Source organism: Ottowia thiooxydans DSM 14619 (genome assembly GCF_000422885.1).
GTDB classification, from domain to species: Bacteria; Pseudomonadota; Gammaproteobacteria; order Burkholderiales; family Burkholderiaceae_C; genus Ottowia; species Ottowia thiooxydans.
In genome coordinates, this window is record NZ_AUGX01000008.1 from 117,209 (window position 1) to 136,044 (window position 18,836).

16 protein-coding genes are annotated in these 18,836 nt (G+C 59.7%); 13 read left to right on the top strand and 3 right to left on the bottom strand.

The features are described 5' to 3' along the window. Positions 1 to 119 precede the first annotated feature (119 nt). Both G518_RS0104240 and G518_RS0104245 read right to left on the bottom strand, forming a co-directional pair. Complete coding sequence (locus G518_RS0104240) at positions 120 to 896, bottom strand: IclR family transcriptional regulator (protein WP_028601471.1); 777 nt, start codon at positions 894 to 896, stop codon at positions 120 to 122. 112 nt (positions 897 to 1,008) lie between these two features. After that, positions 1,009 to 1,995: a Bug family tripartite tricarboxylate transporter substrate binding protein gene (locus tag G518_RS0104245; protein ID WP_028601472.1), complete on the bottom strand. Its 987-nt coding sequence runs from the start codon at positions 1,993 to 1,995 to the stop codon at positions 1,009 to 1,011. A gap of 140 nt (positions 1,996 to 2,135) precedes the next feature. On the opposite strand from G518_RS0104245, the gene G518_RS33825 reads away from it, so the two are divergent. The 3 genes from G518_RS33825 (at position 2,136) to G518_RS0104260 (ending at position 6,035) form a co-directional block, all read left to right on the top strand. Next, positions 2,136 to 3,491 (top strand): amidase, encoded by a 1,356-nt coding sequence (locus G518_RS33825; RefSeq protein WP_156909273.1) that lies wholly within the window; start codon positions 2,136 to 2,138, stop codon positions 3,489 to 3,491. Between the two features lie 216 nt (positions 3,492 to 3,707). Continuing rightward, the gene (locus tag G518_RS0104255; RefSeq protein ID WP_211231674.1) at positions 3,708 to 4,694 is read left to right on the top strand and encodes an NAD(P)H-quinone oxidoreductase; all 987 of its coding nucleotides are present in this window, start codon (positions 3,708 to 3,710) and stop codon (positions 4,692 to 4,694) included. Between the two features lie 282 nt (positions 4,695 to 4,976). Continuing rightward, positions 4,977 to 6,035, top strand: coding sequence for a PDR/VanB family oxidoreductase (locus tag G518_RS0104260; RefSeq protein WP_084651460.1), 1,059 nt, complete (start codon positions 4,977 to 4,979; stop codon positions 6,033 to 6,035). A gap of 24 nt (positions 6,036 to 6,059) precedes the next feature. Here G518_RS0104260 and G518_RS33830 read toward each other — a convergent pair whose 3' ends face one another. Further along, entirely contained in the window at positions 6,060 to 6,845 is a 786-nt protein-coding gene (locus G518_RS33830; RefSeq protein WP_051236019.1) for an IclR family transcriptional regulator domain-containing protein, read from the bottom strand. Positions 6,846 to 7,054: 209 nt separating this feature from the next. Between G518_RS33830 and G518_RS0104270 the strand changes: the two genes are divergently transcribed. The 10 genes from G518_RS0104270 to G518_RS0104315 all read left to right on the top strand — a co-directional run bounded on the left by G518_RS0104270 (position 7,055) and on the right by G518_RS0104315 (position 18,827). Then, a complete protein-coding gene (locus G518_RS0104270; protein ID WP_028601475.1) occupies positions 7,055 to 7,975 on the top strand; it encodes an enoyl-CoA hydratase/isomerase family protein in 921 nt (306 codons plus the stop codon). After that, positions 7,972 to 8,670: a 3-oxoacid CoA-transferase subunit A gene (locus G518_RS33835; RefSeq protein ID WP_036593563.1), complete on the top strand. Its 699-nt coding sequence runs from the start codon at positions 7,972 to 7,974 to the stop codon at positions 8,668 to 8,670. The genes G518_RS0104270 and G518_RS33835 overlap by 4 nt, the downstream gene beginning before the upstream one ends. Continuing rightward, positions 8,667 to 9,335 carry a 3-oxoacid CoA-transferase subunit B gene (locus G518_RS0104280; protein WP_028601476.1) on the top strand — a complete coding sequence of 223 codons (669 nt, stop codon included), beginning with the start codon at positions 8,667 to 8,669 and terminating at the stop codon, positions 9,333 to 9,335. The genes G518_RS33835 and G518_RS0104280 overlap by 4 nt, the downstream gene beginning before the upstream one ends. 88 nt (positions 9,336 to 9,423) lie before the next feature. Further along, positions 9,424 to 10,416, top strand: a complete 993-nt coding sequence (acuI, locus tag G518_RS0104285) for an acrylyl-CoA reductase (NADPH) (RefSeq protein ID WP_028601477.1) — start codon at positions 9,424 to 9,426, stop codon at positions 10,414 to 10,416. 102 nt (positions 10,417 to 10,518) lie between these two features. Continuing rightward, on the top strand, positions 10,519 to 11,514 hold the full coding sequence (locus G518_RS0104290; RefSeq protein ID WP_028601478.1) for a Bug family tripartite tricarboxylate transporter substrate binding protein: 996 nt from the start codon (positions 10,519 to 10,521) through the stop codon (positions 11,512 to 11,514). Between the two features lie 15 nt (positions 11,515 to 11,529). Continuing rightward, complete coding sequence (locus G518_RS0104295; protein ID WP_028601479.1) at positions 11,530 to 13,095, top strand: acetolactate synthase large subunit; 1,566 nt, start codon at positions 11,530 to 11,532, stop codon at positions 13,093 to 13,095. Between the two features lie 348 nt (positions 13,096 to 13,443). Next, entirely contained in the window at positions 13,444 to 14,481 is a 1,038-nt protein-coding gene (locus tag G518_RS0104300) for an AraC family transcriptional regulator (protein WP_028601480.1), read from the top strand. 296 nt (positions 14,482 to 14,777) lie between these two features. Further along, on the top strand, positions 14,778 to 15,812 hold the full coding sequence (locus tag G518_RS0104305; protein ID WP_028601481.1) for a histone deacetylase family protein: 1,035 nt from the start codon (positions 14,778 to 14,780) through the stop codon (positions 15,810 to 15,812). 28 nt (positions 15,813 to 15,840) lie between these two features. After that, positions 15,841 to 17,223 carry an aminotransferase gene (locus tag G518_RS0104310; RefSeq protein ID WP_028601482.1) on the top strand — a complete coding sequence of 461 codons (1,383 nt, stop codon included), beginning with the start codon at positions 15,841 to 15,843 and terminating at the stop codon, positions 17,221 to 17,223. Positions 17,224 to 17,246: 23 nt separating this feature from the next. Further along, entirely contained in the window at positions 17,247 to 18,827 is a 1,581-nt protein-coding gene (locus G518_RS0104315) for an ABC transporter substrate-binding protein (RefSeq protein WP_051236021.1), read from the top strand. The last annotated feature ends 9 nt before the right edge of the window (positions 18,828 to 18,836 follow it).

Consider the following 18,836-nt stretch of genomic DNA (forward strand, 5'->3'; position numbering starts at 1 on the left):
CGCTCGATGTCAACGACTTCGAGCGCGCGGTGGGTTGTTGGAATAAGTAGCGCGGTTGAAGAGTGCCTGCCGAGGGCCAGGCTCCGGCATGTGCCGGCGTAGTCAGGTGTGAGTGATGTTCACAATCGGGATTCGATCGTGTGTACCGCTGTCTCCAGCAACGGAACAATTTCCTTGCCGCGTGGCGCAGTCATGCGCTTCACCCCGGATGCGATGCTGAGCGCGGCAAATGCCACGCCGTCGGCAGGATTGCGGATGGGCAGTGCAAATCCGCCCACGTTGTCGATGTAGTCGCTGGCGGTAAAGGCAAAGCGGTCTTTCGCCGTGCGTTTGACCATTAGCCGGATGCGTTCGGCAGCTAGCAAACCGGTTTCCCGGTAACGCATGCCGTTGGCCCTCATGATGGCCTCTCGCTCCGATTCAGGCAGCGCACCCAATATGGCTATGCTGCTCAAACCTACGCCCAGCGGTCTCCGTGAGCCGATGTCCACCGGCATTTCCTCCACAGCGAATTCGCCAGATTGCCTGTCCAGGCATACCGAATCGAGCCCGCTGCGCATCACCAGAAAGACGCATTCTCCAGTCTTCTCGGCCAACTTGCTCACCGTGCCTGCGCACAGTTCGCGCAGGCCCAGGCGCGGGAATGCCCTGAGTCCCATCTCGTACGCAAAAGGGCCGAGAAAGTAGCGTCGAACGCCCGTGGCGTGAACAACCAGGCCTTCCTCCGCCAGCGCACCGAGCAATCGGTACGCCGTGGCGCGCGTCAATTCGCAACGTTCGGCCAGCTCACCGGCGCTGGCGCCGTGCTCACCTGCATGGCTAAGCTCCCGCAGGAGTTGCACTGTGCGTCGAAGGCTCTGTGTTCCAGCTTGAGGGCTTTTTTGCAAGAACGACATGGGGATCTCCATGAGAGGACGGGGCCGATCGGTGGTACCGGATCGACAGGACTATTGTGACCGGGGTACCAAGAACTTGTTCAAAGAATCTAAACAGCTTCTTGGTGCGGCATCACGGCTTGGACTTAAGTCCAAGCTTCTGGATCAACGATCCCCACTGCTGAGATTCGCGCTTGAGGCGCTCGGCCGTTTCGGCGGGGCCTTGCACCGCAACGACGGCTCCAAGTTCACTGAAGCGCTGCTGCATTTCCTTGTCCGTCACGACTTTTTCCACGTTCGAGCGCAATTGCTCGATGATGGGCTTGGGCGTAGCAGCGGGCGCGTACAGGCCAAACCAGTTCACCGCCTCATATCCGCTCACACCTGCTTCTGACACGGTGGGCACGTTTGGCAACTCAGTTACTCGCGTGCGGGATGTCACGGCCAACGCTTTCACGCGGCCCGCTTTGACCATGGGGAGAATGGTGGGCAGCACTTCCAGTGCGATATTCACCTGACCGCCCACGAGATCCTGTACCGCCGGGCCGCTGCCTTTGTAGGGCACGTGCACTGGACGACCGCCGGTGCGCGACAACAGCAATTCCATGGCCAGATGGGGCAGGGTGCCATCACCCGCGGAAGCGTAGGACAACCTGGAGTCTGGCTTGTTCAGCAGCGCGATGAGCTCTTTCAGGTTATTGGCCGGAACGGAAGGGTTCACCGCCAACACCAGCGGCGATTCCGCGAACTGGATGACTGGTGCGAAGTCTTCAGCCTGCACGCGCGCCTTGTCGAGGGTGTGCGGAACGATGGTGAACACGCTGGGCACGGTTGTGAGCAGTGTGTAACCATCGGCGGGCGAGCGAGCCACCTGCTCAGCGCCAATAGCCCCGGCAGCGCCGCCTTTGTTTTCAACGATGAAGGACTGACCCATCGAGGTGGAAAGTCCCTGCGCCAGCACGCGGCCCAGAATGTCAACGGGGCCTCCTGGGGAATACCCGACGACGATCTTCACGGGTTTGTTGGGGTAGGTCTGAGCCGTTGCGAACTGCGCGGAAATCGAGAAAGAAAGCGCCAGGCAGAGCTTGGCGGAAAGCTTGAAAAACGTGGGGCGGAGCATTTAGACAGTTCCTGTATTTGAAGGCGAGTGGAGTCTTTCATAAGCACTCGACAACGCAAAGCAGCGTCTCAGATTGTCCACATCATGAGACGTCTGTTTCGCGTGATAACGTGTGCGCCGTTTTTGATCGGACCCCCTTCATGCACTCCATTTCAGACCTCGTACGCCAGCTTGACGAGCGCACTATCAGCGCGGTTTCGCTCCTGAAAAATGCGCAGCAACAAGCCATTCAAACCGCTGATTTAAATGCTTTGGCTTATGTGGACTGGGATGCCGCCCATGCCGTGGCCGTGCAGTGTGATGCGGGCGTGGCCGCAGGAAATACACGTGGTGCGCTAAGGGGCATTCCCATCTCCATCAAGGATTTGTACCCTGTGCGCGGCATGCCCACGCGGGCCGGAACCCGGGCCGCATTGCCGATCGATGCGATGGATGTCCCCGCCAACGAGGCCGTGCTGGTCACACGTTTGCGTGCTGCGGGAGCGGTCATTTTCGGCAAGACCAATATGCACGAGATCGCATTGGGATCGACGGGTGAGAATGTCTGGACGGGCGATGTGAAAAACCCGTTTAATCCGTTGCGCCAGGCAGGTGGATCGTCCAGCGGATCGGGCGTGGCGGTGGCCACGGGCGTAGGAGTGGCGAGCATTGGCAGCGACACGGGGGGCTCCGTCCGCATTCCGGCCAACTTCAGTGGGGTGACAGGCTTCAAGCCCACGCATGGTGCGATTCCATTGGAGGGTGCTTTGCACCTTTCCTGGACCTGTGACCACGCAGGCCCTTTGGCGCACAGCGTAGCCGATTGCGCTCTGTTGTTTGAGGTCATGGCTGGGCGCAGCGTGGAGGTGAAACGCATCGCCAGAGTCCTGCGTTTTGCGGTGCCGGCGAGCTGGTTGCGTGGCCGTCTTTCGGTAGAAGTGCGCGAGCATTTCGAGCAGACCCTCAAGCATCTGGCCGCGCTGGGTGCCGAGTTGGTAGAGGTTGCCACGCCGCAGTTGCCCCGAGCGTCGCAGTGCTTCACCGACATCGTGCAGGCAGAGGCCGCGTGGGTGCATCGCGATGCGCTGGAGCAAGGTGGCGGGGGATTCTCTGAGTTGGTGATGCCACCGCTTCAGCGCGGGCAGACATTGAAAGCCGGCGAGTACATCGATGCGCTGCATACGCGTGCGGCCATCGCTGACGAGCTCGATGCCATCCTGGCAGGGTGTGATGCCATGCTGTTGCCCACCGCAGCTGTCGTACCTCCACTGCGCGGCCAGACCCAGGTGCAGGTGGAGAGTGGCTCTACGACGGTGCGTGAAGCGGTGCTGGGCCAGACCTTGCCGTTCTCCCTTGCTGGGGTACCCGCCTTGTCGATACCCACCGGACTTATCGATGGGTTGCCCGTGAGTCTGCAGGTGGTGGCTGCGCGCGGAACAGACGATGCCCTGCTGCATCAAGGCCAATGGCTGCAGGAGCATGTGGGCAAGCGCCTGACACGTCCTGCAATGCGATGAGTTAGCGAGCGGAGTGTGGTGTCTCACCATGTGGATGTTTGGCGCAGGGCGTTGACGCAGCAGTGGGCGCTGCGGCCTACTCGCATCGAGATCAGGCAACCTTGATCACGGTACACCCGAAACGCAGCACCGCATGAATCCAGTTCACTCAACTCGATGCAGCGCTTTGGATCTTGAAATTCGCTCCAGGAGAATCTAATGTCCACACCCGCAACCATGCGCCGCATATGCCATGCAGACGGTGGCCCACCCACCGTGATGCAGTTGAAGAATGGGTCCATACCCACGGTAAGGTCCGATGAGGTGTTGATCCGCGTGCAATACGCAGGTGTGAACCGGCCGGATGTGCTGCAGCGCAGTGGCTCCTACCCACCTCCGCCGGGTGCCGCGCCCGGGCTGGGCTTGGAGGTTTCAGGGGTGATCGCAGCCGTTGGCGGCGAGGTGAGTCAATGGGCAGTGGGAGATGCCGTATGCGCGTTGACTAATGGCGGGGGCTATGCGCAGTATGTGGCCGCTCCTGCGGGTCAGGTGATGCCTGTGCCTGAAGGGATGTCGATGGTTGAAGCCGCCGCGCTGCCGGAGAACTACATCACTGTCTGGAGCAACGTGGTCGAGCGCGGAGGGCTCGAGCGGGGCGAGACTTTCCTGGTCCATGGAGGCTCATCGGGCATAGGGTTGACGGCGATTCAGCTAGCCAAGGCGCGTGGTGCAAGGGTCTACACCACCGTGGGCAATGCAGAAAAGGCGCGCTCCTGTGAGCTTGCAGGGGCCGAAAAAGCCATCAACTACCGCGAGCAGGACTTTGCCAAGGCCGTTGCCGAACTGACGGATGGCCGGGGCGTAGATTTGATTCTTGACATGGTGGGTGGCGATTACATCGCCCGCAACATCGCCAGCCTGGCGCTAGACGGTCGGCTGGTGCAGATCGCGTTCCTGCAAGGCTCCAAGGTGGATGTTGATTGGCTGTCGCTGATGACACGCAGGCTCACCTACACCGGCTCTACGTTGCGCCCACGCTCTCAGCAGGACAAGGCGCGCACCGTGCAGGCTTTGCAGCACAGTGTGTGGCCTCTGCTAGCCCAGGGCCAGGCACGTCCTGTCATTCACAAGGTGTTTGCGTTGGCAGATGCCAGTGCGGCCCATGAGTTGATGGAGTCGTCCACGCATATCGGAAAGATCATGCTGGAAGTGCCGCAGGACTGAAAAGGCGTGAACGAATCGCTCACGCCCTCCGGCTTTTGAAGGCCCCTTTGGGCAAGCCGGATTCATTCAAACCTGCTGCGCTTGCACCCCCCACTTCGGGCTGGTACTGAGTTCCGTTTAAACGATAGATACCGTTCGGGCTGAGCCTGTCGAAGCCTCTTGCGGTGCTCGCGCGGTGGCGTGTTCCGAAGACGCGCCGGCGACATACGCAGACAGTTACCTTCCCTCGCAGATCACCAGTCGCTGTGCATCGCTGCCTGCGACGACCCAGGAGAAACCACCATGACCCCGCATCCGGTCGCACAAAACCACACCACTGAGTTGCTGATTTCCAGTGATCAACGCTTACCCATCTCCCCAGTCGCACCTCAGTCAGGGCGCCGAACCGCGCTGGTGAAAGCGGTCAACACCGTCTGCTCGGGTGTGGTCAGCATCGAGCTCTGCCCCGCTGCAGAAGGAGAGCCGTTCCCTGCATTCGAGGCGGGCGCGCATATTGATCTGCATTTGCAAGGCGGGATGGTGCGAAGCTACTCCCTGCACAATGCCCCTGGAGAGTCGAACCGCTATGTCATTGGCGTACTCAACGACAGCGCCAGTCGTGGTGGATCACGCTGGATCCACGAGCATCTGCGTGCGGGTGATCACATTCCCATTTCCTCACCGCGAAATCTCTTTGCGTTGAATGAGCAGCAGCCCGCACATTCCGTGTTTGTGGCCGGTGGCATTGGTGTCACACCCATCCTGTCGATGCTGCGCAGGCTGGTGCAGTTGGGGCGAGGTGCCCACGTCATCCTGTGTGCTCGCAGCCGCGGTGGTGCGCCATTTTTGGATGAGTTGACGCAGCTAACCAACCAAGGCATCACCTTGCACACGCACTTCGATGACGAGGCTGGGGGCCCGCCATCCCTTCGTTCGCTCCTGATGGAACACCAGCAGCACGATCACTTCTATTGCTGCGGCCCGTCACCCATGCTCACCAACTTTGAGTCCACTTGCGCAGAGCTGGGCTTTGCCAACGTGCACGTCGAGCGTTTCAAGGCTGATCAGCCAGCCAGTCCCAAAATGGCGCTGACGGGTAGTTGCATCGTGGAACTTCGCAAGAGTGGAGTGACCATGGAGATACCCAAGAACAAACCTGCGCTGCAGGCGTTTCTGGATGCCGGCGTGGACATCGAGTTCAGCTGCGAAGAGGGCGTGTGCGGGGCTTGCGAAACCCGCATTCTGGAAGGCGAGGCGGAACACCGGGACAGCGTGCTCAGCGGCGCACAGAAGGCGGCTCAGAAGTCGATGATGGTTTGCGTTTCACGCTGCCGCTCTGATCGAATGGTGTTGGATTTGTGACTCGCTGATCAGCGGTTCACGCGCCTAGTCAGCCAAGTGCATGCGGATTTCTTGTGCGGCTAACTGAAGGGCTGGTAGCACCCTCTCGCGCAGATCGGAGATTTCCAGGCTGCGCAGAGTGCCGCAGGCATTGATGGAAGCCACCACGTCGCCCGCTCGATTACGAAGTGGCACGGCCACTGCCCGCAGGCCGAAGGCCAATTCTTCGTCGACTATGGAATATCCGTCCCGGCGGATGTCTGCGAGGATGGCGCGCAGCTCCTGGGCGTTGGTGACAGATCTTTCGGTCGGGCTGTCGAATTTGATCTGGCTGATGACTTCGTCCAGGCGCGCGGGCGTCAGGGCGGCCAAAAGCACTCTTCCCATCGCCGTGATGTGCGCCGGCAGTCGGGTCCCCGTGCTGACCATCACCTGGATGGGTTGATGGGAATTCGCACGGATCGTGTACAGCGCATCGCAGCCATCCAGTACGGCTGCGGCGGCCGAGACATGGTGCGCGTCGCTGAAGCGTTCCAGCACGGGCTGCGTCAGCTGCCATATGGGTTTCGAAGCGAGATAGGAGTAACCCAGATCAAGCACCCGGGGCCCCACAGAAAACCGTTTGCCAGTTTGGTCGACATAACCAAGTTCGACGAGCGTCAGCAGCATACGCCGTGCAGAAGCCGGTGTGAGCGAAACCTCCTTGGCGACTTCGCTGATGGTCATGGGGGTGTGGCGGCGGCCAAACGCCAACAAGACTTGAAGACCCTTAGCAAGTGAATTGACCCTGTCCGAGCGCGTCGATTCCACCTCATCACTTTGCTTGCTCAAGTCCCTGCTCTCCTCAGTTATCGCTTCAATTTGATCGATGCCGCGTCCTAGGAGCGCTATCGGAGCCTCCTAGGGCGGTCCGCAATTATGCGCTGGGCGTTGCTTGACAAACCCAGCAAGGGAAATTTATGATTACGCTATGCGCAAAAGTTTGCGCATAGCGCAAGAAATTAAACCGGGTTTGGCCGTATTCGGCTCATGGAGATTCAGTGACCGCCTATCAAAACATCGTCGTCGACCGCCGTGCTTCCATCGTGGTGGTGACCTTCAACCGCCCTGCATCCATGAATGCGCTTTCTCCAGAGATGGAAATGGAGATGTGGGACGCCATCAGCCGCGCCGATGCCGATCCCGAGATCCGAGCTGTTGTGCTCACAGGTGCAGGCAGCGCGTTTTGCTCTGGCTATGACATTTCCCGTGGCCCCGGCGATGACCGGCCGTCGCTGCTGGGCGGCAACGATTTGTCCAACGCTGAGTTGCTCAAGGGCTGGATGAACATTGACGGAGGAGGGTTGGAACGGTTGATGCGCATCTGGCACATCTCCATTCCCGTCATTACGGCAATCAATGGCTGGGCGATGGGCGCGGGCTTCTGGTATGCCTTGGCATCGGACATCACGCTCGCGTCAGACAAAGCTGTCTTCGCGCAACCCGAGGTGCGGCATGTCTCCAACACCAGCTTTCTCTTTGCCGCCCTGGCAGGTTGGAAAGCGGCCCACCGGTTCGGGCTGACCGGCGACCATATGGATGCGGCCGAGGCCTACCGGTTGGGCATAGTCAACGAGGTCGTGCCACACGATGAGTTGATGGAGCGGGCTTGCGCCCTGGCCGAACGCATCGCACTTGTACCCGAGCCTTCAGTTCGCCTGAACAAGGCGGTGACCTGCTCCGGCCTGTTGGCCGCGGGATTGCAGGCGGGGCTGGCTCTGAACGCGCCGCTCTCGGCTTTGGCGCATGCATCAAACAACGACGAGCGGCTGCATCTGTGGGAAACGATGCGTCTGAAGGGAATGCGCGCCTTCGTGGCGCAGCGGGATGGACCGTTTCGGCCAGAACCCTTTGGACCGAAGTCTGCTCGCACGAGTCTGGCGTCCGCCGCGGAGAACGGTGCAGGGGACGCAAGCAAATGATCGACAAGATACGCTCGGATGTCGAAAAAGCGCTGTCGTGCCTGAAAGATGGGAGCAGCCTCATGATTGGCGGGTTCGGCGAATGCGGACGCCCCAACATGTTGATAGCCGCCGTGCTCGATATGGGGATTCGTGACCTGGTACTGGTCAGCAACAACTCGGGTACGGGGCGCATCGGACTGGCTGCGCTGCTGCTTAGTGGTCGCGTGCGCAAGATGATCTGCTCATACCCTCGCGGCGATCTGGCGAGTGAGCTTGAGCGGATGGTGCGCGCCGGCTCCATCGAACTTGAAGTGATGCCGCAGGGCACGCTGTCCGAGCGCATGCGCGCTGCGGGGGCCGGTATCCCCGCGTTCTATTGCCCCACTGGATTTGGTACGACCACCGCGCGAGGCAAGGAAACGCGTGAGTTCAATGGGCTTGGTTGTGTGCTGGAGACCGGGCTCACGGCCGATGTCGCCCTGGTCAAGGCGGGGCGCGCTGATCGCTGGGGCAATCTCACCTATGACAGGCTGGCGCGAAACTTCTCGCCGCTGATGTGCATGGCGGCTCGCACGGTCATCGCCGAGGTGGATGAGGTGGTTGAGCTCGGGGATATTGACCCCGAACACGTGGTGACTCAGGGCATTCTGGTTGATTCGGTGGTTCGCACGCAGCCCGTCGATGCGCGTGTCTGGGAAAGGGCTCTGGCATGAAGCCGCTGACAAGAGATCAGATCACCTGGCGCGCTGCGCAGGATGTTGAAGACGGCATGGCCGTCAATCTGGGTATTGGATTGCCAGAAGGCGTGGCCAACCATATTCGGCCTGGCCATGAAGTCATCTTGCACAGCGAGAACGGCATTCTTGGTATGGGCCGCTTGGCCGGGCCCGATGAGGTGCATCCAAATCTCATCAATGCCGGCAAGGTTCCCATCACCATGGCTCGCGGAGCGAGTATCTTCGATCAGGCGCAGTCCTTCGCGCTCGTTCGTGGCGGCCACATTGACCTTTGCCTGCTCGGCGCCTTCCAGGTAGCGGGCAACGGTGATCTCGCGAACTGGTCGCGAGCGCAGGAAGATCATCTGCCGGCCATAGGCGGTGCTATGGATCTCGCACGTGGCGCACGCAGCGTTTGGGTCCTGATGGCACACAACCAATCTGATGGCACACCCCGAATCATGGATCGGTGCAGCTACCCCCTGACCTGTGCGGGAGTGGTTCAGCGGGTCTATACAGATCTTGCCGTGATAGATCTGACCAGCGAAGGCGCCGTCGTGAGCGACATGCTGCCGGGCCTGTCGCGCGAGGAGTTGCAGTCCCGAACTGGTTTGCCGTTGAAGTTTGCAACGAACGTGGCGAGCTTGTGCGCACCGTTCTGAGCTGGCTTCACTGGGCCGCTGAGCTCGAAGTGACCGCGGCCTCTCGCTCCCCGGATTCCTCACACCTACTTGAAATGGAGAACGATTCATGCCTAGAGCAATCTTGCTGACGCAGGACGGCGGTGCAACCCACGCCCAAGTGACCGACCTAGATGAGGCGCACTGGCCCGACGCCGCCGTGACCGTGGAGGTGGAGTACTCCACACTTAACTATAAGGATGCACTGGCCATGACCGGCAGAGGGCCCGTGGTGCGGACTTGGCCTATGGTGCCCGGCATCGATTTCGCCGGACGGGTGAAGTCCAGTACCGACCCTCGCTTTGTGCCCGGAGCACCGGTGGTGCTCAACGGTTGGGGTGTCGGGGAAACGCGCTGGGGTGGGCTCGCCGCCATAGCGCGCGTGCCGGCGGAGTACCTGATCGATCTGCCCCCCGCATTGTCGACAAAGGATGCGATGGCCATCGGAACCGCTGGCTATACGGCGATGCTGTGTGTGCAGGCGCTGGAGAAAGCCGGAATCCGAGCTGACGCCGGGGACGTGCTGGTCACTGGCGCCAATGGCGGCGTGGGCGGTTTTGCGATCGCGTTGTTGGCCCGGCGTGGGTATCGAGTCGTTGCGTCGACTGGACGCATGGAGGAAGCGTCACACCTGCTCGCGGTGGGCGCTGCTGAAGTCATTGACCGGGCGACGCTTTCCACTCTGGGAAAGCCATTGCAAAAAGAACGCTGGGCTGGCGCGGTCGACAGTGTGGGTGGCGCGACATTGGCCAACGTCTGCGCAGCCACGCGTTACGGTGGGTTGGTCGCCGCGTGTGGCCTGGCTCAGAGCATGGACTTTCCTGCATCGGTAGCACCGTTCATCCTTCGTGGCGTCACCTTGGCCGGTATCGATAGTGTCATGGCCCCGTTGGCGCGTCGCCACTTGGCCTGGGAGGCGTTGGCTCGTGAGATCGACGCCGACACCCTTCGCCTTTTGTGTCCGCGTGTGCTTTCCCTGGAGGACGCCATTGACGCAGCCAGTGCGCTGCTCGATGGTCAGATCCGGGGCAGGGTGATGGTCGATCCGAATCTAGTCCCATGAAATGGGCTCCCCTTCTGCCAACACATTCTTGACTCACGATTGCTGAGACGAGCAATCGCTTCTTCGATTCCTTTTTATCTAGAACAGCGAGAGATAAACCGTATGTGCACCCCGCCCACCTCCATACCATCGCGCAAGCAGCCCAACCGGCGGCAAGCCTTGAGCCTACTTGGCGCAGGCGCCGCCGCGGTAGCTTTTCCGGGCCATGCAAATTCCTATCCAAGCAAGTCCATCGAGTTGGTCGTTTGCTACGGTGTGGGAGGCGGCAGCGACAGCTACTATCGTGGCCTTGGACAGATCCTTTCCAGGCAGTTGGGGCAGTCGGTCGTGATCGTCAACAAGCCGGGTGCAGGCAGCGCTGTGGGATCGGCCTACATCAAGAATGCGGCGCCGAACGGATACACCATCGGAAATCTAACCGAGGTAATGATGCGCGAGCAGTTACTGGGCAATACTCAGTACGACCCTGCGAAAGACTTCAGCTACATAGGTGTGGGGGCCTCGGTTCCTTTTGGTTGGGCCGTCAGGGCCGACTCTCCGATTAAGTCACTCAATCAGTTGGTCGACGAAGGCAAGAGGTCTCCCGGTAAATTGAGCTATGGCGCTGCGGGCTCGCCCAAGTTGCCTTCCTGGGCCATGAAGTTGCTGGAAAGCCAGACGGGAGCCAGCTACCTGGGTGTGCCTTACCCCAGCAGCGCCGCCATCATTACCGCCGCGATCGGAGGACAGATCGACTTGATCTGCGACGCGATCGGCGCCCTGGCCGGTACTGTAAGCGGCGGGCGTCTGCGCATGCTGGCCGTCTCCTCTGAGCAGCGCTTGCCGCAATGGCCAGAAGTACCCACTGCCCGTGAGCTGGGAGTCAACGCTACGACCACTCTGCCATATGGTTTGGGCGGACCGGCTGGAATGCCGGCTGCGGTGATCGCGCGTCTGGAAGACGCCATGCGCAAGGCGGTAGCAGACCCGGAGCACCAACAAATAGTCGACAGATTGAACATGGCGCAGTGGGTGCGCATCGGAAAGCCCTATGACGACTACATGCGCAGCCAGTACGCCGCCATGCCCGCGCAGATGAGGGCCTTCGGCGCCCTCTGAACAATGAGATACCCAATGACTGGCGCCGAGAGCCTGTGCGACACGCTCCTTTCGAACAACGTGAACGTCTGTTTCGCGAATCCAGGGACCTCCGAGATGCACTTTGTGAGTGCCCTGGACCGCCGACCGGAAATGCGGTGCATTCTTGGGTTGTTCGAAGGCGTGGTGACGGGCGCTGCTGACGGCTATGCGCGCATGATGCAAAGGCCCGCAGCGACCCTGTTGCACCTCGGTGCCGGCTTGGCGAACGGTTTGGCCAACATCCACAACGCCAAGCGTGCGGGCAGCGCCATGGTCAATATTGTTGGAGACCACGCCACCTATCACCTGAAACACGACGCACCGCTGACCAGTGACATCGTGTCCCTTGCCAGCCCCATGTCGCACTGGGTTCGCAGGACGCGCAGTGCGGCCACCGTCGCGGATGACGCCCGCGACGCGATTCGCGTCTCTCGAGAGGCCGGTGGGCAGATCGCCACCATGATTCTCCCGGCAGATGCTGCATGGTCAAAGTTGCCGTCCGTGCAGAAACCTCAAGATTCCAACGAGCCAGCACCCTTGACAGTGCCTTCTCATGATGCGGTGCGTGATGCCGCCAATGCGATCCGAGCAGGAGGTCCTGGAGCGCTGCTTTTGCTGGGTGGAGCCGCCTTGCGAGGTCAGGCGCTGGATCTGGCGGGCGCGATTTCGCACGCCACCGGAGTGAGACTGCTCGCAGAGACCTCCAATCAGCGCATGGAACGTGGTCGCAGTCGTGTGCCCATCGCTCGCATTCCCTATTCCGTTGGTCAGGCGCTGGCCGCTCTTGGCGACGTGCAGCAACTCGTGCTTGTTGGGGCGCGTCAACCTGTGGCCTTTTTTGCGTACCCGAACATGCCCAGTGTTCTCACGCCTGAGGGTTGTGCGTGTGTTCCCCTGGCTGCGCCGGGGCAGGACATCCTGGCCGGCCTGCAATTGCTGGCGCAGGAACTAGGCGTTCCCGTGGGTGCACCATCTCTGCGCCTACAAAATGAAACGACGACACTGCCATCGGCTGGCCCCCTTTCTGGGACTGTCGTCAGCCGAATTCTGGCTTACTACCTACCCGAGCATGCGATCGTTTGTGATGAAGGGGTGACCGAGGCGCGCGATTTCCCGGCCGCAAGTCTGAATGCGGCCCCTCATGACTATCTGCAGTTGACAGGCGGCGCCATTGGTATGGGGTTGCCCTTGGCGGTAGGCGCAGCGGTGGCGTGTCCGGAGCGCAGGGTCATCTCGCTCCAGGGCGACGGCAGCGCGATGTACACCTTGCAAGCGCTGTGGACACAAGCCCGAGAATCACTCGACTGCCTGACCATCATCTTGGCTAACCGCAGCTACGCTATCTTGAACGGCGAGATGGTCAATGTAGGGGGCAGTGCGCTTGCCGGCGGAAATGCGCAGCGCATGCTCGATTTGGACAATCCCGCGCTGGACTGGACCATGATGGCGCGGGGTATGGGCGTAGAAGCCGTACGGGTTAGCACCGCAGAAGAGTTTATCCGCCAATTGCGTGTCGGACTCTCCACGCGCGGACCATTCCTGATCGAAGCACTGATCTGATTTTTCTTAGCCTGCTCGGGCAGGCGGCCACCCTCATGCGGTTGGCCCCAGGTTGCACGTTACGAATGCGCCGTTCATCAATTCGGAAACGCTTTGAGTTGCACGGGCCACTGGCCACCACGCCCAACAGGCAGCACACTCCTTGGAGCAGTCTATATAGATCTATCGCAGTAGGCGCGTAGTGTTGGCTCGTTTTTTGCTGATGAAGAGGTATTGGATCTAACCCTGGGTTTTCCCTAATGTGAAAACCGCATTTGCAAATTATAAAACGGTAGTTCTATTTTGCGGAACTCCATGCCACGATCCGGATGTGACTATTCGCTTCTCATCCAACCGGAACCTGCTGCAATGACCACTCGACTCGTGGTGGGCGCGATCAGTGCTGAAGCCAATCGTGTGGCCACCAATCTCATGCATCATCTGCTGCGCGATGAAACGCCGGCGGACGGAGCGGCCGTGGCTTGGCCAGCACATCGCCCTTCACCTCTGGCCTCCAAGACCTCGTTGCTGGGCTTTACCCGAATGCTGTCCAGCGCCGCTGAGCAAAGTGGGCGCAGTCACTTGGGACTGGACATGGCGTGCACCGATATGGGGCCCAGCCATAGTATCTTTGGTGGCTTGTTTCTCTACGCGCCTACTGTAGGCAGTGCATTGGAGTCTTTGGCGCGCTATTTCTCCGTGGTGCAGACAGGTACCCGTGTTGAGCTGGTCCAGAACCAGGGCAGCGCCCGTTTGATCTACGATATTCACAATCTCGCGGGCACTGACCGTCTGCATGATGCAGCCTATACGCTGGGCAAGCTTTGTCGGTCGCTGCGCCGCGGGGTGGGTGAATCGTGGGCCTTGGATCACGTGACGCTGGCGGCTCCTACGCCCCGGTTGCAAGCGCCTTATCAGCGCGTTTTCCGGGCGCCGGTAGTGTTTGATGCTCAGCATACAGCGCTGTATTTTTCACCACGGCTTCTTAGTCAACCCATCGCTTCGGCTGATCCCCTGCGGTACGCAGATTTTTGTGCCCACCTAGAGCAACTGATGCCAGGCGGGCAAGAATCTGAACTTCTGGAGGATGCCCTTCGTGCATGGATGGTGCATGCGGTGCGGTGGGGGCGCGCCACGTTGGACTACGCTGCTACCGACTTCGGCGTAACCCCGAGAACCATGCAGCGACGTTTGAAGGAGCAGAACATCAGTTTCCAGCCACTGCTGGCGCAAGTTCGCATGGAGACGGCGCAGCACATGCTTTCCCAGAGCAACCTTGCTGTGATGGATATTGCGGAGCAACTGGGTTTCAGCGAGACCAGTGCATTCACCAGAGCCTTTCGCAGCTATACGCGGCAAAGCCCGAGTGCGTTTCGCCAGTCCGCCTTCGCCGCACGAATTCACTGATTTACTGATGCACTGAAATCGGAAACGGAACGGAACGCGAGTGCAGCGGGCGCTTCATCTGTTTCGCCGGCCCTTGACGTGGTCCGACGGATACGGGCACTCCCCACAAAAAACGACGTCTATCAGCAGCTATTGGCTGCGCGAAGCGCGTCGCAATCCATTTCGTATTCCTTCCTGAGCGGCCCCGGACGTATCGCGAGCGCGTTCTGAGCGGTCGCCCCGTGGATTGTCGTGATTGGTCAATTAATTTCGGCCCGCACTGACTACGCTGTGCATACGTATTCAGGAAATTTGCCGTGAAATTCACCTTCTCTCCCTTGCATCGTCAGCACGCCCCCGCTCAGATCGTGGTGCGCGGCACCATGGTCGCCAACCTGGAATCCCCTGAGCGCGCTGACGCGCTCCTCAAGCAGCTTCTGGATCAAGGTCATGAACAGGTCAGCCCACAGGGCTGGGATCAGAAGTGGATCGCTGCCGTGCACGACGCCGGCTATCTCGAATTCCTGTCGACCGCCTATCCCCGTTGGCGCGAACTACCCAACGCCACCCCCTTGATTCACCCGCACGCATTCGCGCATTACAGCTCCCGGCGGTGTCCCTCCAGCATTCAGGGGCAAGTGGGTTTCTATCTCGCAGGCGGATCGTCACCGATGGCGGAAGGTACCTGGGACGCCGCAGTGGGCTCAGCGCATGTGGCGCTGGAAGCTGCCAAGCTGGTCCAGGAAGGTGAGCGCGAAGCTTATGCGCTATGCCGTCCTCCTGGCCATCATGCGTACGCAGATTTTGGCGGCGGCTTCTGCTATCTCAACAACGTGGCGATCGCTGCCAACTATTTGGCCAGCCAGTTGGGGCGCGTGGCGATTCTCGACATAGATACCCACCACGGCAACGGCACCCAGTCCATTTTCTACAAGCGAAGCGATGTGCATTTTGTTTCGGTGCATGGTGATCCCAACGTGTTGTTTCCGTTCTATGCGGGCTATGCTGATGAGCGTGGGGAAGGCGAGGGAGAAGGTCACAACCTCAATTTGCCCTTGCCTCTGAAGTCCGAAGACCCTGTCTGGCTTGGCGCTATTGACCAAGGGATGGAGTCAATCCAGTCCTATGCGCCCAAGGCACTTCTCATTTCACTCGGCTTCGACCCTTTCAAAGGAGATCCTTCTTCGGATCTGGCGGTCAGTACAGAAGGTTTTCGCGGTGCAGGCGAGCGCATTGGCGCCTATCGCGGCCCGGTGGTACTGATTCAGGAAGGAGGCTATCTCGTTGAAAAGCTCGGCGAGAACCTCGCAGCCTTTCTCGAAGGCTTCATGCGTGCTCGCAGCGCCGGCTAATTTGTTCACTCACCAGGATAGAAATTTCATGAGTAACCCCAAGAGCGCCAATTGGCAGAAAGACGTCGCGCACGTCGTCCATCCCTATTCCAACCTGGATGCTCACGACACGCGAGGTCCATTGGTGATCACACGTGGCGATGGTTGTTATGTGGAAGACGAAAACGGAAACCGCTACCTGGAAGGTATGTCAGGCCTTTGGTGCGCATCACTGGGTTTCTCGGAAAAACGCCTTGTAGAGGCCGCCACCAAGCAGCTCAACACGCTTCCCTACTATCACCTGTTCAATCACCGCTCACACCCACCGGGGATTGAACTGGCTGAAGCGCTCACCGCTATTGCACCGGAGGGCTTGAACCATGTGTTGTTCGCAAACTCTGGTTCCGAGGCCAACGATGCGGCCATCAAGTTAGTCTGGTATTACAACAATCTGTTAGGCCGGCCGAAGAAGAAAAAAATCATCTCACGCCTTTACGGCTACCACGGTGTAACTGTCGCGTCAGGCAGCCTCACCGGGCTGGTGCACGTGCATCGGGATTTCGATTTGCCCCTTCCTCAGGTCAAACATACTGATTGCCCGAGCTACTACCACTTCTCAAAGCCTGGGGAAAGCGAAGAGCAGTTCACCGAGCGCCTGGCCAACAACCTGGAGCAGATGATCATCGAAGAGGGCCCTGAAACCGTGGCGGCCTTCATTGCCGAGCCCATCAGCGGCTCAGGCGGGGTGATCGTACCTCCCAAGGGTTACTTCGAACGCGTGCAGGCCATACTCAAAAAATACGATGTCCTCTTCATCGTCGATGAGGTTATCTGCGGGTTTGGGCGCACCGGGCAGATGTTTGGTAGCGATAGCTTTGGCCTGAAGCCCGACATGATGACCGTGGCCAAGGGGCTTTCAGGAGCGTATCAGCCCATCTCCGGTTTGCTGCTGACAGATGCGATTCACGACGCGCTGAAAGCCGGCAGCCGCAAGCATGGTGCCTTTGCCCATGGCCTGACCTATGCGGCGCATCCGGTAGCTGCAGCGGTGGCGCTGGAAACGATCAAGATCTATCAGGAGCGCAAGGTGGTCGAGCATGTGCAGTCGGTAGCGCCCTACTTTTTCGAGCGCCTCAACAAGCTTTCTGTCCATCCATTGGTGGGCGAGGTGCGGGGCATGGGACTGCTCGCTGCCGTGGAGATCACCTCCGACAAGGCCAGGAAAACCCCGTTTCCGCCCGAGGCCGGAATCGGCGCGTGGATTCAGAACAAGGCCATGGAGCATGGGGTGATCGTTCGAGCCATCTCTACTTGCATCGCTTTGTGCCCACCGCTCATCAGCGAACGCAGCCATATTGATGAGCTGGTTGATGGGCTTGCCAAAGCTCTTGATGAAGCGCAGGCGCATTTTGGCGCCACTGTTCCAGCTTGACTCCCCAATCTAGAGGATTACCAATGAACATCGTTCATAGAATTGCGCTCACTCTGGGTGCGGCCCTGTTCGCAAGTAGCGCTTTTTCTCAGGCGCCGCGTGCGGGTGGGTCTCTCAATCTCATCGTGAATCCGGAGCCGCCTGCCATCAATCTTGGCCACGCCAAGCTGGGCCCCAGCTCCTTCGTGGGCAGCAAAATTTATGAGGGTCTGATCTCGCTCACGCCGAAGCTGGAACCCATTCCACGGTTGGCCCAGTCATGGACGATTTCTCCCGATGGCAAGGTCTATACGTTCAAGCTTCGCCCGGGCGTCAAGTGGCACGACGGCAAGCCATTCACCTCGGCGGATGTGCTGTTCAGCTTTAAAGACTACTTGCCCGTCACGTTCGCACGCACCAAGCTGATCATGGAGCAGGTCGCCACGATAGTGGCACCTGATGATCTGACCGTGGTGTTTACTTTGAAGCAGCCCTACCCGGCGTTCATGTACATCTTTGAGGCGACGGGTGGCACCATCATGCCCAAGCACCTGTACGAAGGTGTGACCGATTACCGCACGACTCAGATCAACAACACCATCGTAGGGACTGGACCTTTCAAGATCGGTGAATGGCGTCGGGGGTCTTTCATCAAGCTGGTGAAAAACACGGATTACTGGGAAAAGGGCAAACCCCATCTCGACAACCTGTTCTTCCACATTGTTCCTGATGCGGTCGGTCGTTCGATTGCCTTCGAAAGCGGCAGGGTGGACGCTATCCGCGCGGGCGACGTGGAGAACTTCGAGATTGCACGCCTTGCCGCCGCACCTGGCGTCGGTCTGACCAAGGCCGGGTGGGAGTTCCTGCAACCTGTTGGTTTTCTCAACATGAATTTGCGCAACAAGCCGATTGGAGACTTGCGCTTCCGGCAGGCAATAGCTCACGCCATTGACCGCAATTTCATCATCAAGAATATCTTCTCGACTTTTGGTGAGCCGGTGAACGGTGCATTTCCTCCTGGCTATGCCTTCCGCGACGCCAGTGTGGAAACCAAGTACCCGTACGATCCGGCCCGTGCCAAAGCCTTGCTCGACGAGATGGGGCTCAAACCTGGCGCTGACGGCACGCGTGTGAGCCTGCGCTTGCTACCCTTGCCTTATGGGGAAACCTGGCAGCGGTTGGCTGAATACACCCGTGAGCGTCTGAATGCGGTGGGCATCAAGACCACCATCGTGGCCACAGACGTTCCTGGCTGGTTCTCTCGCGCTTCTTCGGGTGATTTCGACCTGGCCTACAACTTCGTCTACCTGTTAGGTGATCCGGCGATTGGGGTGAGCCAGACTTACCTCTCGACCAATCAGCTCAACCGGGGAACGGCTGCGAACATTGATGGCTACGTCAACAAGGACGTCGATGCGCTTCTGATCAAGGCCGAACAGGAAACAAACAAGGCGGAGCGGGCCAAGCTGTACTCGCAGTTGCAGAAGACGCTCTCGCGAGAGTTGCCAATTCTCTGGACACACCAGATGGTGATGCCTACGGTGTACCGCACCAAGGTGAAGAACCTGATCAGCACCGGTCTGGGGATGAACGAGAACTTCGCCGACGTCTGGTTGGACAAGTAAGCCGCGTCA

What these genes read in the sequence shown, in the direction of transcription:
- G518_RS0104310 (WP_028601482.1), top strand. Translation starts at nt 15,841, where the DNA reads ATGAGTAACCCCAAGAGCGCCAATTGGCAGAAAGACGTCGCGCACGTC.
- G518_RS0104315 (WP_051236021.1), top strand. Translation starts at nt 17,247, where the DNA reads ATGAACATCGTTCATAGAATTGCGCTCACTCTGGGTGCGGCCCTGTTC.
- G518_RS0104300 (WP_028601480.1), top strand. Translation starts at nt 13,444, where the DNA reads ATGACCACTCGACTCGTGGTGGGCGCGATCAGTGCTGAAGCCAATCGT.
- G518_RS33825 (WP_156909273.1), top strand. Translation starts at nt 2,136, where the DNA reads ATGCACTCCATTTCAGACCTCGTACGCCAGCTTGACGAGCGCACTATC.
- G518_RS33835 (WP_036593563.1), top strand. Translation starts at nt 7,972, where the DNA reads ATGATCGACAAGATACGCTCGGATGTCGAAAAAGCGCTGTCGTGCCTG.
- G518_RS0104240 (WP_028601471.1), bottom strand. Translation starts at nt 896, where the DNA reads ATGTCGTTCTTGCAAAAAAGCCCTCAAGCTGGAACACAGAGCCTTCGA.
- acuI (WP_028601477.1), top strand. Translation starts at nt 9,424, where the DNA reads ATGCCTAGAGCAATCTTGCTGACGCAGGACGGCGGTGCAACCCACGCC.
- G518_RS0104255 (WP_211231674.1), top strand. Translation starts at nt 3,708, where the DNA reads ATGCGCCGCATATGCCATGCAGACGGTGGCCCACCCACCGTGATGCAG.
- G518_RS0104295 (WP_028601479.1), top strand. Translation starts at nt 11,530, where the DNA reads ATGACTGGCGCCGAGAGCCTGTGCGACACGCTCCTTTCGAACAACGTG.
- G518_RS0104260 (WP_084651460.1), top strand. Translation starts at nt 4,977, where the DNA reads ATGACCCCGCATCCGGTCGCACAAAACCACACCACTGAGTTGCTGATT.
- G518_RS0104245 (WP_028601472.1), bottom strand. Translation starts at nt 1,995, where the DNA reads ATGCTCCGCCCCACGTTTTTCAAGCTTTCCGCCAAGCTCTGCCTGGCG.
- G518_RS0104290 (WP_028601478.1), top strand. Translation starts at nt 10,519, where the DNA reads ATGTGCACCCCGCCCACCTCCATACCATCGCGCAAGCAGCCCAACCGG.
- G518_RS0104280 (WP_028601476.1), top strand. Translation starts at nt 8,667, where the DNA reads ATGAAGCCGCTGACAAGAGATCAGATCACCTGGCGCGCTGCGCAGGAT.